Here is a 14,230-nt window from a genome sequence, read left to right as displayed (position 1 = left end):
TTTTCAATACTTTCTTAGGTATACCAAATGAATCGCAATAATCCTGAAGGTGCCACTCGTTTACGTCAAACTGACTTTAAGGTGTCGGTTGTATTATTGGCTCTGTGCGCCTATTTAGCTTGGGAAACCTTGTCTTTTCCTATGAGTGGTAGTTTCGGCGGCGTAGATAGCCGCTGGTATGTTTCGCCAGCCTTGTTCCCGTTTATTTTGCTCTTGGTGTTAAGCATTGCCAGTAGCATATTGCTGTTTAATGCGACTAAAAATGCGGGCCATGGTGAGTTTTTTAAGCTGAGCCGCTGGATTGGTGATAATCGCAAAGTGATAAATCGAGATCGCTGGTATGTGATTGCTGCACTGTCTCTTTATATCTACTTATACATTCCTTCATTAGATTTTTACTTAGCGACAGTAATGTTCTTGCTAAGCCTATGTTTGCGATTTTATGTGGACAACAACAAGCTCAAAAACGTGATTATTCAAGCCAACTTGGCCTTGAGTATATTTATATTGGCGATGCGTTGGATGTTTGCCCCGCAGTTTTATTGGTTGGCTATGGAAGCAACGGTTGATGAGCCACTAATACTTGCCTGTGATGTTGGCGCGATCATCGCGATTGTAGTGTGTTTACTGTTGCTATGGCTAAGCCCTGTGAATCAACAAAAACGTCATCACATTCTAATAACAGCGCTAGCTGTACCCTTGTTACTGGTGTTTTCTTTCAACTTTCTATTACAGGTGCCTATGCCGGTGGAATATGGCTCGGTCATCAAATTAATGGAATATATCTGGTATGAAATCTTAGCTTTGTAGCGGCCTCTGCAGGCTAAATAGGACAACAATAATGATGGACCAGTTTGCTCACTTTTTTGGGATTTTGTTTGAGCTTTGTACAAGGCCAAGTAACTTGTTGGTATTGTTTGGCTCAAGTTTGCTCGGCATTTTATTTGGCTCTATGCCAGGTTTAACTGCTACTTTGGGCGTGGCCTTACTGACAACACTTACCTACAACCTGGATACTAGCACGGCGCTTATATCGCTATTGGGCATGTATGTAGGGGCGATTTATGGTGGCTCGTACCCAGCGATTTTAATCAATATTCCAGGTACGCCTGCTGCTGCAGCAACCGCCATGGACGGTTATCCTTTAGCGCTAAAAGGTGATGGCGGGCGAGCCTTAGGTTTAACCACTACCGCTTCGCTAATTGGTACGGTAATTGGGCTTATTTGTTTGGTAGTGTTATCGCCACTTATCGCCAGTTTTGCCTTGCAATTTACCTCTTGGGAGTTCTTCTTACTGGCGTTATTTGGCATTGTAATTAGCGGCACCTTAACCAGCAGTGATTTGGTGGTTAAGGGTTGGATAGCCGGATTTATTGGCTTGTTTATGGCCACCATCGGCCGCGATACCCTGCAGTTTTATCCCCGTTATACCTTTGAGCAAAGCCAGCTAGATAGCGGCTTAGAGATTGTGCCAGTGTTAATTGGTGCTTTTGCTATACCGCAAATTATTAGGGTGCTAGCCGAGAAACAAACTCTGCGAAAAGCAGAAAAATTTGGTCGAATTTTGCCAGATTTCCGCACCATTGCGCGCAATATTAAACATATCGTTCGTTCCTCAATGATCGGTGTTGGCATTGGCTCGGTACCTGGTGTAGGTGAAGATATTGCTGGTTGGGTTTCGTATAGCACCGCAAAAAACACCTCCACTAAACAGCAACAAGAGGAGTTTGGCAAAGGCAGTGCAGCGGGTTTGGTTTCTTCTGAAACCGCTAACAATGCCAGCATTGGTGGGGCACTGATCCCATTGCTTACTCTGGGTATTCCGGGTAGCCCGCCTGCAGCGATGTTACTGGGCGCACTGCTGTTACATGGGGTGGTTCCTGGCCCTACTATTGAAGCGGAACATCCCGGATTTTTACTAGAAATCACCGCCATTATGGTGATGGCTTCGTTTGCTATGTGGGCAAACGGTATGCTGCTAGCTAAACAAGTGATAAAGATTTTAAGCATCCCTAGCCCACTGTTTATACCGGTTGTAGGGGTGTTATGTATTTTGGGCTCTTACGCCTTGGGTCTTAATTTGTTCAACCTGTATTTGATGTTACCGGTGGGCATTGTGGCTTTTGTGTTGAGCGAGAATAAGTTCCCCATTTCACCGCTTGTGATTGGCTTGGTGTTAGGTGGAATGGCTGATGAAAGCTTACGCCGTGCCTTGATGATCTCCGACGGTAGTTTTTTGCCAATGTTGCAACGGCCAGTATGTTTAATTTTGGTGTTGTTTATTTTGTATTTCTTGTTATCACAATTTGGCCCCGTAAAGCGTTGCACTCAGCGTTTGTTTAGCCGATTTAAACCAGCCGTGGGAGGCTAAACATGAGCTCTAAAAACCTTAAAGTTGTGGCGGTGGGCGCGGGTTACTTTAGCCAGTTTCATTATGAGGCTTGGCAGCGGGTAGTTGGTGCTGAGGTGGTGGGAAATTGCAATCGCCACATAGAGGCCGCAAATGAGATTGGCAAACGTTATGGCATTGCTCAGCAAAGCGACAACTTAGCGCAGCTTATTGAGCAAACTCAGCCCGATATTGTAGACATTATCACTCCGCCACATACTCACCTCCAACAGCTAGAAATTGTTTGTGAAGCTGGCGTAGATGCAATTATTCAAAAGCCTTTTGGCGAGTCTTTGGCGCAAGCTAAACAGCTCACCGCTATGGCGAAACAAGCCGGTATCAAGTTAATTGTGCACGAGAATTTTAGGTTTATGCCATGGTATCGAAAAATTAAACAGTTGCTTGATGACAAAGTGCTTGGGCGGCTACTCAATGTGCAATTTAATCTGCGCCCCGGCGATGGCCAAGGGCCGGAAGCTTACTTAGAGCGCCAACCTTACTTTCAGCAAATGGAAAAGTTTTTAGTGCACGAAACGGCGATTCACTTAGTAGATACTTTTCGTTACTTGTTTGGTGAAGTGGAAAACGTTTATGCCAGTTTGCGTAAGTGTAATCCGGTTATTGCAGGCGAAGACGCTGGCCTGATTGTGTTTGGTTTAGCAGGCCAGCTACAAGCAGTGTTTGATGGCAATCGCTTACTTGACCATAAGGCTGACAATAAGCGCACCACTATGGGAGAAATGCTGATCGAAGGTAGCCAAGCTAGCCTGCGCTTAGACGGTGATGCCAATATTTTTCTGCGCGACTTTGGCGACAATAACGAGCAACAAATTGATTACTCATGGCAAGCGAAAAATTTTGGTGGAGATTGTGTTTATAAGCTTATTGAGCATGTGGTGGCGCATTATCAGCGTGGAGCTGAGCTAGAGAATCTCGCTCAGCAGTATTTGCGAAATATCGAAATTGAGAATGCGATTTATCAATCTCATCAACAACAAAAGCGAGTGAGTATTTAATGTCGCAAATTAACCTATTTAACCAGCCCTTAGTTAAGCTGGGCCAGCAGCTTACTCGGCCAGAATGCGTATTGACCAATGCCTTTGACGATGTATTTGTCTCGGATTTTAGAGGGGGTGTAACTCGTATCGCGGCAAATGGTGAGCAAAGCTACTGGGGGGGAGAGCATCCAGAATTTGGCCCTTTGCAAACCAATGGCTTTGCCATGCTAGCCGACGGCAGCTTTCTTATTGCGCATTTAGGGGCCGAACAAGGCGGAGTATTTAAACTCACTAGAGACAATGCAATTTATGATTGGCTGCTGGAGGTGGATGGCGTGGCGCTGCCTCCCACTAATTTTGTTTATCTAGACCATCAAGGACGCATTTGGATTACCGTGAGCACTCGCACTCAACCTAGAGCAGATGCTTATCGTAAAAGCTGTGATGACGGTTTTATTGTGCTGGTAGATGAGCAAGGTGCTCGCATTGTTGCCGACGGTTTGGGCTACACCAATGAGCTTTGGGTAAACCCCGAAGGGACAGAGCTATATGTAAATGCAACCTTCTCTCGCGAGCTGATTAAGTATCAAATCGTAGATGACCAGCTGCTCCAAGCACAAGTCATTACCCAGTTCTCTGCCGCGACCTTTCCTGATGGATTAACCATGGATATTAGTGGCAACTTGTGGGTAACCAGCATTGTGAGTAATCGGGTGATTCGAGTTAGCCCAAATGGTGAGCAGCAAATATGGTTAGAAGATTCCGACGATGAGCACCTGAGGTGGGTTGAACAAGCCTTTCAGGATGATGTTATGGGAAGGCCACATTTAGATGGCAACCCGGCTAAGCTGCTTCGTAATATTTCATCTCTCGCGTTTGCCAAGGATGGCATTCTTTTAGGATGTTTATTGGGCAACAGCATCACTAAAATTAAAACAGATATTACAGGGATTAAACCTGCACATTGGCGTTTTAAGTAGCTTTTACTGGGCTAAAGCGACTAAATTACGGGTTTATTTCAAGCTGCTAAAAGCATCGCTTCGAGCTACAATTAACTGAGAGAGTATAACTAAGCTTCTGATAATTCAGGCGCTATGCTCAGTGTATTTGTAATATAGCAAGGACCGCTAAATGATTGACCAAGAACTCGCCCAACTTGAATCGGTATACCAAACCATTGTCGACTTTTTAGTGAGATACAGCTTCCAACTGGTGGGTGCAATTATCATTGTGCTACTGGGTTTATGGTTTGCCGGCAAAGTTGCTAAGTGGTTATTTAATACCCTAGAGCACAAAGGTTTAGACATCACCCTTGCCAACTTCATTGCCAATGTGGTGAAAGTGCTGTTAATTAGCATTACGGTGATCATTGCCTTAGGCAAACTGGGTATTAGCATTACCCCCTTTGTGGCCGCATTGGGTGCTATTTCTCTAGGTGCTGGCTTGGCGATTCAGGGCACTTTGTCTAATTATGGTGCGGGCTTAGCAATTATTCTCACGCGACCGTTTGTGCTTAAAAACACCATTACCGTAAAGGGCTACACCGGCATTGTTGAAGAAATTAATTTAGCTACCACGGTGCTAATTAATGAAGATAACGAGCGGGTGACCATTCCTAATCGCCATATTGTCGGCGAAATACTTAAAAATACCGAACAAAACAGCTTAGTTGAAGGCGAGGTAGCGATCGCTTATGGCAGCAATCCAGAGCAAGTTATTAGCCTAATCGAAGAGACCTTGGCAGCTATTGCCGAGGTTCAGCAAGCCCCTGCTACCAAGGTGGGCATTGATGCCTTTGCCGATAGTGGCATTAATATTAGTTATCGCTTTTGGGTGCCAACACCGTTATTTCATCAAACTAAGTTTGCCGCCAATCTGGCGGTGTTTAATGCCTTGCAACAAGCGGGTGTGCAAATACCTTTTCCACAACGCGAAGTACGTATGCTATCGGGTGAGTAATCTGCTAAGTGATTTAGTGCAAAGGAAAAAATACAGTAAATAGCCTAGAATAACTTACTAACTTAGTTCTCATTAAGCTCGTATGGCTCTATGATTAATTTTTGACAAGATGTTGACCATGCAACCAGCATCAAAAAATCAGGGATGATCAATGAACATGCGTGAAGTGATATGGATGTTAAGTAAAAGTAAGCTTTGGGCTTTGCTGATTGGGGGGCTAGCTAGTGCCTCAATTAGTGCCACCCCACAGTTACACTGGCAATCAAATAGCCAAGACTATTGGCAACTGTCTCGTTATCAAGATTTGCAATTTCAGCTGAGTTACCTGCCCTACTTTTCTAGGGTGAAAATGCAAACAGGACCGTTAATTATTAACGGAAACAACGGTGGCTTGTTAAATATTGACCAAGCCCTTCCTGCAAATTTAAACATCAATTATCAGGTGTGTGGTGAACAAGTTGAAACCGACAGTATTCGTCAAGCTGTTGTGTGTACCGTTAATGATGGTAGTCGTGGCAATGTTAACCCTGAGCGAGTAGGTACATCCACTCAAGGCCGTGATCTGTTGGCTATTCGCATGGGCAACCCTAATGGTACTCGAGTAATGGTGATTACTCAGCAACATGGTAATGAGCCGGCGGGCACCGAAGCAGCCCTGAGCATTGTTCGTTGGTTAAGCACCGGTTTTGGCCGCAAAACTAAAACCATCTTAGCTAACTTAGATCTGTTGGTTTTATTGCGTGCCAACCCTGATGGCGGCGAACCGGATCCAGATAATTGCAGTTTGAATCCTATTCCGGGAACGGTGATCGATAATGACTGTGCGCTAATTCGCCAAAATGTTGATCCCATGGCAGGCGGCGCCTTTGCCGAGAATTCAGAAGCAGACTTTGTGGGCATTGTCGGCCGAGGTTACGATTTAAACCGCTATCATCATGTGACTTTAGATAAACCCATTCGCCCGTTAGAAAGCCAAGCCATGGTTGCTGCAGCTTTAGCCTTTCAGCCGGAAGTTGTTCTTGATTTACACGGCGACTTACAAAAAACCGACTGCCAATTAGATTTCACCTCCATCAAACCTGCCCAAGTATTGGGGCAGTTACCCACTGTTAACTGCTTACATGGCCAAACCGCCAATAACTTTCGATTGTTAAGTCCCTTTGCTGATGCACTTCCGGGCTCACCGCAACAGTTTTTAGCGCAAAGCTTGGCGGTGAAAGTGATGAAAAAAATTGACCGGGTATTTGTCGGTTCAACCGGGCGCTTTTCTCAGGTTCAACTTGGCGCCGGAAATATTAGCAGCGGCGCGACAGCAAATTATCAACATATTGGAGCGGCGGCTGGTGGTTGGGAGACAGTAAATTTTGTACAAGATTTGCGTGCCGACGTTACAGCTGTGCACCTTGGCCAGCCGCAAATTGGTGTTAATCCAGGCCTACCAGACCCAAGCTTTTTGAGCAAACAAATCTGGATAAACCGAGTGGCCTTATTTGAAGCGCTCGCCACTTTAGCCAACTACAGCGATAATGCGCCAAGTGACAGTAGTGGGTTTTGTGATTACCCCTTAGCACAAGGCTTACAGGCAAGCTTACCGGTAGAATATTGGGGGGCTCAAGCCACCAATGGCGCCGTGCTAATACCCATAGAGCCCAGCATTGGCGTACCTTTGTACATTAGCGGCAACTGCCCCGATAATCCTTTGTAAGTTCATCATTTGTTTTAGCTTTAATGCTTGTTTTTCTTAAAGGCTTATCAAGTGCTGCTAGTTTAAATAGCGGCACTTTTTTAAACCATTGCCAATCACTCAATTGCGGTAAATCATCTTTCTGTGGGTTTATTTGTCTTATTTTTTGACATAACGCTAAATAACAGCATTTTTCCTTTTTGTATGCTTGTTAACTCATTTCTTATTTGTAGCATGTTGATGTTAATGGCCTTTTTTTAGGCTAAAAACTCTAATAAAAATTACTACTTACAATAGCAAGTTTTGGAAAGGACTCTAAATATGAAGTATGCCAAGTCGAAGTTGGCTTCGCTGATCGCTGTCTCGCTTTCGCTAACCGCGTGTGGTGGAGGTGGTGGAGGCGACTCAACCCCTATAAATGTAGCTCCCAATATTGGTGGTACGCCGCAAACGAGCATAGATGAGGGGGTAGCATTTACGTTTACTCCAACTGCCAGCGACGAAAACAACGATGAACTAACATTTTCGATTACCAACAAGCCTGCTTGGGCAAGCTTTGATGAAGCAACGGGTCAATTATCAGGAACACCCGCTCGGACAGATATTAGCGCCTATTCAGATATTGTTATTAGTGTAAGTGATGGCAGTGAAACTGTTTCTCTTGCGCCGTTTGAGCTTACGGTAAACCGGGTAATGGCTCTTAGCGGCAAAGTGATTGATGGTTATGTAGCTGGTGCGGTTGTTTTTCTTGACCTTAACCTAAATGGTCAACTTGACGAGGATGAGCCTAGCGCTATTAGTGATAATACCGGTGCATACACCTTAGCTTTAAAAGGCGCCGACATCAGCAGCTTAAAATCGGCACCTATTCGTGCATTGTTAGGCGAAGGGGCTACAGATTTAGATACCGGTGAAGATTTCTCTGAAAACCCAGTCGTGCTTTCTGCTCCTCCATTGGTTGATTTAGACGAAAGCATTGACCCAACAGGCGCTGCGATTTCCCCGTTTACCTCTTTGGTTGTTGATGAGTTAAAAGAGAGCCTAATTTTGTTAGCTAGCGGTTCTGTAACCAGCGAACAAATTGACCAGGAGCTAATGGCCGCAAAAACCAAGGTGATTGGTGACTTAGGCTTAGATGGTGGCGTTGATGTAATTTTAGGCGACTTCTTGGCTGATGATGTTGGTGAAGCGATTAAAGAAGTATTAGCGAAAGAGGCGATAGAGCGCACCACCGAACGCCAAGAAGCAGCTAAAAAAGAGCAAGAACTTAAACAAGATTTGGAAGATAACCAAACGGTAGAAGTTACCACTCAGCGAAGCAGTCGGAAAAACTGGATTACTGGGAAAGAAGATTACTTCCTAGTTGAACAAAGCAAAATTACTACCTTATTAGACGATGATACGAAAAAAGTAGAAGTTGAGTCCGTCAGTTACCTCACTGATGCTAACTATAAAAGGAAGCTAGATGAGGATCAGGAAGCACTGATTTATGAAAAAGAGTCTTGGACAGAAAACTATTTAGCTGATGGGGTTTATACCGCTCATTTTTATTGGGAAACCGATTTAAACCAAGACAACCTTCGAACTTTTAAAGGGCGAGTTTATCGAGTTGGAACCCATGATGAAGCTGGTCAGCTTTCATACCTAGCATATCATGATGAGTCTTCTTCAATTGACGAAGGTGGCTATGACGATGATGAAAGCTTTGATGATATAGATATTGAAGCAGCTGTTAATGCTGGAAACCTTTCTCAAATTGAATGGGTTCAAAGAGTTACACATTCTTCTGAGACCTTAGAAAGCGGTGAACAGGTAAAAACTAGAATCAGTGAATCTTTAGATAAAGAAGAGCTAGAGCCTTACTTTAGAAGAACCCAAGTGACCACCTCTTTTGCTGACGGCTCTGTTTCGAATGAGGAGCTGAGAGATTCTTCAGCAGATGGAACGATAAATGACTATACCAAAGAAACGCTAACGCCAAACGGTGAAAGAGAGTTCACTCAACGAGGTAGTGTTTATACTTGTTGCATCAATGGTGTATTTGAAGAGTATGCGCAATACCGTTGGGATAGAGGTGAGCTTACTAATTATTGGGAAGATTACCAAGAATCAAGCAAAGTAGTTGATGGCTTAAAGGTATCGGAAGGTTCTGGTGGGCGTTATGTATATAGCAATGACACCAGGATGGCTGAACTAGGTTCTGATGGCCAAGCTATTAAGTTTCAGGATTGGAAATATACGACAACAGATCTATCTGACACCCTAAGTTTAGAGTTTAACGAGTATCACCACTACGGCTTGGATAACTATTCATTTACTAAAGAAGAGCCTGGCCAAGCAGTTAAAGTTTGGGAGAAGGGTGATTCGGGTTTATGGCTTGGTCACGACTATCCAGAATGGAACTCTGCCGAAATAGAAGGTCTCGATAGTAAAATTAAAGCCGCCTTAGATAGTGGCTTATCTTACGCTGAAATTGATGAAAGTGTGGTTGTAGGCTTGAGTGCTTATAACGTACTGCGTTTTAGCGATAGTTTTGTTTACCAAGAAAATGGCGATGTAAGAACGTGGTTCTTAGTCAACCAGTTTGAAGGGGAGTGGGAGCTACAAGAGACAGGTTTAGAACAGCTACCGAACGGCTGGCGCTTTAACGTTGTCCCTGGTGGAATGATCGTTGAGCTGGATACCAGTGGTAACGATTATTCACGTAACAATTATACCTCAGTGCCGTTGGTTGATGCTGATGTTGATACGGGTTATTTCGAATCTCAAATGTATTGGGATCCGAATCAAACGTTTTATGGCTATTTAGATCAAGCAGAAGCTCAAGCTAAATTAGATGCGCTTATTGCTGAAGAGATCGCCAGAGAAGCTGCCATGCCGCGTGAGCAAGTGAGCGTGTTATTTACTCTTCCTAGCGAGCAAACCGCTGGCTTAAACCAAGCTGAATTAGAGGCGCTATATGCAAGCTATAGCCTGCGGGTTGAAAATACAGGCATATGTAATAGCTTAACCAAAGCTTATTCCGACAAAAGCGCTGTAGGTGAGACTATATCGCTTAGCTCGGTTGACGTGCAGGGCGCAGTGTTCAATGTTGATATTTATACGGAAGTGGGCGATGGCTGTTTTGAGTTTGATGTAGTAAAAGAAAACGGCTCGGTATTTGCTGTAAGTCCATTAACCTTTGAGCGTGATAAGTACGCCATAGCGGAAACTACCGTAGATAGTGAGGTTGTTGATTTTGTTGGCCGATATGTAAACCATGCAAGTTGTGATTTGGAGCCATTGGATGAATTGGGTCCGCTTCAACAGGAAGTGCACATACGAGGGACGTTTGATGGCGGTGAAGATGCCACTGCATTTCTTGATAGCCACAAACTGAACTATGTTGGTAACAATACTTATCAAGCTAAAGTCTTTGCTGATGTTTTTCAATATTTTGACTTTAAAATTTCTACATTAGATGAAAACCTAGAATTTACTTCGCTGTTTCATTCATCTGATTATCGTGGAGATGGCAGCCCTGAACAAACTGAGTTGCATTTACTAGCTTCTCCTGAAGGACTAAGTTCAATGTCTTTCGGCAACAGCGATATTCCGGGTGTTTATTTAGTCGCTATTGAACTAAATGCTAACTTGGACAAAGGAGCTATCTCAGTTTCAGCTTGTGAAGACGGTACGCTGTCAAATGTAGAAAGCACTACTGGCCCAATGTTGATGTCGGATACGGAGAACTTTGAAGAGTATTCGCATTATGTTTATAGCTCACCATGGCAGCTTACGGACTATTGGTCAGAGAATACCCTAGCCAAGAAAGTTGAAAATGGAGAAGTTGTTACAGAGCAAAGTGGTAGACGCTATGTTATTAACAGTAGCAAAGATGCTGCAGAACTAGATGCTTCAGGGGAGCGCATAGAGTTTAATAATTGGCAATCTACTGAGACTCAAATAAGCGAATCGCTATCCATCAACAGAACCATTTATCAACATTTTGCTTTGGATGACTATAGCTTCACCTTGTCGGCTGATAACGCTGGGCAATCGGTAAGAGTATGGGAGAAGGGCAACATTGGCATTTGGGTTGGTCACGATTACGGAGAGTGGAATAGTCAAGATGTAACAGACTTAGCTGGTAAAGTGAGAGCAGCCATGGATGAGGGTAAGTCTTATGCTGAGATTGATAGCTCGGTGATTCCAGCTTTAGATGCATATAATAATCTGCAGCTGAATGAGAGCCTTATTGTTGATGAATTTGGCCTAGAGCGAACGTGGTATCTAGTGAATGAGTTTGATAACCAAGGCTGGGAAGTTACCACTACTACCTTAACAAGCTTGCCAAATGGCTGGGAGTTTCATGCGAAAGCTGGCGTTTTATTCCTCAAGCAATCTGGTTTCCAAAATATCATTCCAATCACTGCTGCTGATTCGGATAACGGTTCTTTTGAAGCGAAAACGGGTTGGGATGCCGGAGATACTACTTTCTATGGTTTCTTAGATTCAGCCAGTGCCGACGCCAAGTTGTTGGAGTTAAGTCCTCCTTAGGTTTTAGGTTTCATATGACCCGTCCTGATATGGGTTGACACGTGATTGACAAAAGGCGCTCACCAGCGCCTTTTTTATTGGCAAACAGCATTGCGTTCATTGACGCTCATCCGCTTATGAGTCAGCTGTGTAAGCGCAGTACTGTGCAAATAATGGCTTTGCGGTGACTAAGAGGAAAACGCATTGGAGGTGGGTTGATATCATCAAAAAACAGCGCTTAAAAGAGCAAGCTTAGTTACTTGTACTAGCTCTTAACTTGCCGCAACTACCTTATTGCGGCCACTTTCTTTGGCTTGATATAAAGCTTCGTCGGCACGTTTTATCCATTGCTCTAAGAAGCCAGAGTTTATTTCGGCTACGCCAAAAGAGCTGGTTATGCGTGTTTCTTCGCTTAGGATGGTGTTTTCGATACTTTGGCGAAGGTGTTCAGCAAGTGCGCAGGCTCCTTTTAGCCGGGTATGGGTGCATACCACCAAAAACTCTTCACCGCCCCAGCGGGCTAAGTAATCGCCTTCTCTTATTTGCTGGCGCACCAAGTTTGCTAGATTAACCAGTACTTTGTCGCCTTCGTCGTGGCCGTATTGGTCATTGATTTTTTTGAAGTGGTCTATGTCGAATAAGACGATACTAGCAGGCATACCAATTTCAGCGTATTCGATAATGATGTCGCCAAAAATGCTGCTCAAACCGGCGCGATTAAAGCAGCTGGTAAGCGGGTCGGTTTTGGCCATAAATTCGTAGTTATCGCGCTCAATGCTCAGGTAGCTATTGATTTTATTTAGCTCTAGCGCGTGTTTATTTGATTGCTGGTGTTGCTCTTTTACCCCACGGGTCACACTGAAAAAAGCGTAAGTAATACTGACTAACCAGATCCCCAACAAGGCTAAATACAAATCTTTGGCTTGCAACCATTTGCCAGAAAACTGGACTGAATGGAGCGATAACTCGATATTTTTATCCAGAGTATTGTCACCAGTGAGCAAGCTAATGTAGGTGATCCTAGCATCTTGCTGCGAGTGTTGATTTTCACCCTGAGCAAACTGCCACCAAGAGGGCTGATATAAGCTATCTACATCTATGCTGTAACTCGCGCGCCCTTGCTTGGGCAAAATACTTTGTTGGTATAGGTGTAAATGTTTTGCATTGTGTTGAGTAAACACCTGTAGCCAAATGGAATCTGGTGCAGTGCTTTGAAAGGACAGGTTTAGTTGGATGTTTTCAAAGTTGGCCAGAGTGATGCCCGCTTGATTATTTTCCACTAACTTTAACTGCAAAGCACAGGCATCGGGTTGCTGGCTATTGGAGATATTGCAAAATAGCGTGGCTTTGTTTTGTTGGCGCAATAACAAGCCTTTGCCAACACGACCATCGGCGAGCTGAGTAGAAAGAGAGATGGGGGATTCTTCGTTTAGTGAGTAATTAAGGTGTCGCTCCATGCCAAGGTACTGCCAAAGCACCAATCCCAAAGAGATCAGAAATAGTACTGGGTAATAAATGTCGCGTTGTTGCTGATTCATAGTGTGCTTTAGCGTGGACAGAACAAAAACTTTACCTTGGTATTATTCACTAAATCCATGCTTTATAAAGGGTTGTACTACGCAATTATAAGAATATCTCTATTTGCAAATTCCATATACAGCACAAATTTAGGGTTTTAGTTCTCAAGATTTATACAACGCGACGCCAAAATGGGATTGTTATTTTGTTGAGTTTGCGCAATCAGCGTGGCTCTTTGGCATTCTTGAGCGGTAACTGGATGAAGCTTGTCCCAAGCTTGCATTAACTTGTGTTGACTGCTGCTCATGGTAAATCGGCTATAGGTGGCATCCATATATAAATAACTGCGTGCTATTGGCCCTCGCGCGGATTCCGGCGGCTGTACTTTACGCTTCTCTATACGCATATCGCAGCTACCAAAACTAGATTGCTGAGTACTTAACATAGTGAAGTTGTAATTAGAGCGCGCCGCATTTACCGCGCCAATAGCCGGATACAGGTTGTACATGTCGGCTTGCATTAAGCGGTATTCTGCATTGGTTTTTTCTGCACAGCGCCTGCCCTTGTAGGCTTTGCCTTTTGAGTTGACACATTTGGGGTGGCCTTCACGCCACTCAATAAAGTTGCGGCCAAAGTTCTCTGCTGGCACAACGTGCTCGGTCTCGTAACGTCTTAATCGATTAAGATATTTGCCTGTAGCAAAACCAGAATTAAGCGTAACATTTTTATTCTCATCAAACTTAGCTTCGCAATATAGTGTTTTACGGGTACTTGGCTCCGCGTATACCTGTTGCAATAAAAGCCGCTTGGCGGTGGTGAATGACTCAATGCTTTGATTGCCATTAGCAAACGCTAAAGAGGGTGAAGAAACGGCAAACAATAAGGCATAGCTAACTAGGCTAGATAGGGCTGTTTTTAAGTACATCTTAATCTTATAAATAACCACAAAAAACAGCCCAAAACTTAGCATGCAGCTAGGACGTACAGCTAACTATCAATAACTGTGTTCAGCTTTGTTTGATTGCTGGGGATTTATTGATAAAAAAAGTAAAAAAACTTACTTAGCTTTGAAAGCGTTTTCTATCAGGCACTGCCTAGCTTGGGCGTATTTGGCTGATTTTCTGGCTTTTTTGCAAAGTTTCAAAGGGCGCGCTAGGTCACAAA

The 14,230-nt window shown here is 43.9% G+C and carries 9 protein-coding genes; 7 read left to right on the top strand and 2 right to left on the bottom strand.

Annotated features, from left to right (window positions below):
* The first annotated feature begins 27 nt into the window (after window positions 1–27).
* The 7 genes from ACYFDN_RS14625 to ACYFDN_RS14595 all read left to right on the top strand — a co-directional run bounded on the left by ACYFDN_RS14625 (window position 28) and on the right by ACYFDN_RS14595 (window position 11,569).
* A complete protein-coding gene (locus tag ACYFDN_RS14625; protein ID WP_483511713.1) occupies window positions 28–810 on the top strand; it encodes a tripartite tricarboxylate transporter TctB family protein in 783 nt (260 codons plus the stop codon).
* A gap of 31 nt (window positions 811–841) precedes the next feature.
* Window positions 842–2,371 (top strand): tripartite tricarboxylate transporter permease, encoded by a 1,530-nt coding sequence (locus tag ACYFDN_RS14620; RefSeq protein WP_215426324.1) that lies wholly within the window; start codon window positions 842–844, stop codon window positions 2,369–2,371.
* 2 nt (window positions 2,372–2,373) lie between these two features.
* A complete protein-coding gene (locus ACYFDN_RS14615) occupies window positions 2,374–3,405 on the top strand; it encodes a Gfo/Idh/MocA family protein (protein WP_483511712.1) in 1,032 nt (343 codons plus the stop codon).
* Window positions 3,405–4,367 (top strand): SMP-30/gluconolactonase/LRE family protein, encoded by a 963-nt coding sequence (locus tag ACYFDN_RS14610; protein ID WP_483511710.1) that lies wholly within the window; start codon window positions 3,405–3,407, stop codon window positions 4,365–4,367. Before ACYFDN_RS14615 ends, ACYFDN_RS14610 begins: the two co-directional genes overlap by 1 nt.
* A 151-nt stretch (window positions 4,368–4,518) precedes the next feature.
* Window positions 4,519–5,346 (top strand): mechanosensitive ion channel family protein, encoded by an 828-nt coding sequence (locus tag ACYFDN_RS14605; RefSeq protein WP_016400172.1) that lies wholly within the window; start codon window positions 4,519–4,521, stop codon window positions 5,344–5,346.
* Between the two features lie 151 nt (window positions 5,347–5,497).
* Complete coding sequence (locus ACYFDN_RS14600; RefSeq protein ID WP_483511709.1) at window positions 5,498–7,051, top strand: M14 family zinc carboxypeptidase; 1,554 nt, start codon at window positions 5,498–5,500, stop codon at window positions 7,049–7,051.
* Between the two features lie 300 nt (window positions 7,052–7,351).
* On the top strand, window positions 7,352–11,569 hold the full coding sequence (locus ACYFDN_RS14595) for a putative Ig domain-containing protein (protein ID WP_483511707.1): 4,218 nt from the start codon (window positions 7,352–7,354) through the stop codon (window positions 11,567–11,569).
* 251 nt (window positions 11,570–11,820) lie between these two features.
* Here the strand turns inward: ACYFDN_RS14595 and ACYFDN_RS14590 are convergent, their stop codons facing one another.
* Window positions 11,821–13,086 (bottom strand): GGDEF domain-containing protein, encoded by a 1,266-nt coding sequence (locus ACYFDN_RS14590; protein WP_472589582.1) that lies wholly within the window; start codon window positions 13,084–13,086, stop codon window positions 11,821–11,823.
* Window positions 13,087–13,223: 137 nt separating this feature from the next.
* Window positions 13,224–13,991, bottom strand: coding sequence for an endonuclease (locus ACYFDN_RS14585; protein WP_483511706.1), 768 nt, complete (start codon window positions 13,989–13,991; stop codon window positions 13,224–13,226).
* Window positions 13,992–14,230: the final 239 nt, after the last annotated feature.

Source organism: Agarivorans sp. D1326 (genome assembly GCF_056958115.1).
Note: the sequence above shows the minus strand (reverse complement) of the source record. Positions and strands in the feature narration are given on the sequence as shown.

Bases quoted from the DNA above. Each gene is read 5' to 3' on its own strand.
- ACYFDN_RS14600 (WP_483511709.1), top strand. From the start codon at position 5,498: ATGAACATGCGTGAAGTGATATGGATGTTAAGTAAAAGTAAGCTTTGG.
- ACYFDN_RS14610 (WP_483511710.1), top strand. From the start codon at position 3,405: ATGTCGCAAATTAACCTATTTAACCAGCCCTTAGTTAAGCTGGGCCAG.
- ACYFDN_RS14605 (WP_016400172.1), top strand. From the start codon at position 4,519: ATGATTGACCAAGAACTCGCCCAACTTGAATCGGTATACCAAACCATT.
- ACYFDN_RS14590 (WP_472589582.1), bottom strand. From the start codon at position 13,086: ATGAATCAGCAACAACGCGACATTTATTACCCAGTACTATTTCTGATC.
- ACYFDN_RS14625 (WP_483511713.1), top strand. From the start codon at position 28: ATGAATCGCAATAATCCTGAAGGTGCCACTCGTTTACGTCAAACTGAC.
- ACYFDN_RS14585 (WP_483511706.1), bottom strand. From the start codon at position 13,991: ATGTACTTAAAAACAGCCCTATCTAGCCTAGTTAGCTATGCCTTATTG.
- ACYFDN_RS14620 (WP_215426324.1), top strand. From the start codon at position 842: ATGATGGACCAGTTTGCTCACTTTTTTGGGATTTTGTTTGAGCTTTGT.
- ACYFDN_RS14595 (WP_483511707.1), top strand. From the start codon at position 7,352: ATGAAGTATGCCAAGTCGAAGTTGGCTTCGCTGATCGCTGTCTCGCTT.
- ACYFDN_RS14615 (WP_483511712.1), top strand. From the start codon at position 2,374: ATGAGCTCTAAAAACCTTAAAGTTGTGGCGGTGGGCGCGGGTTACTTT.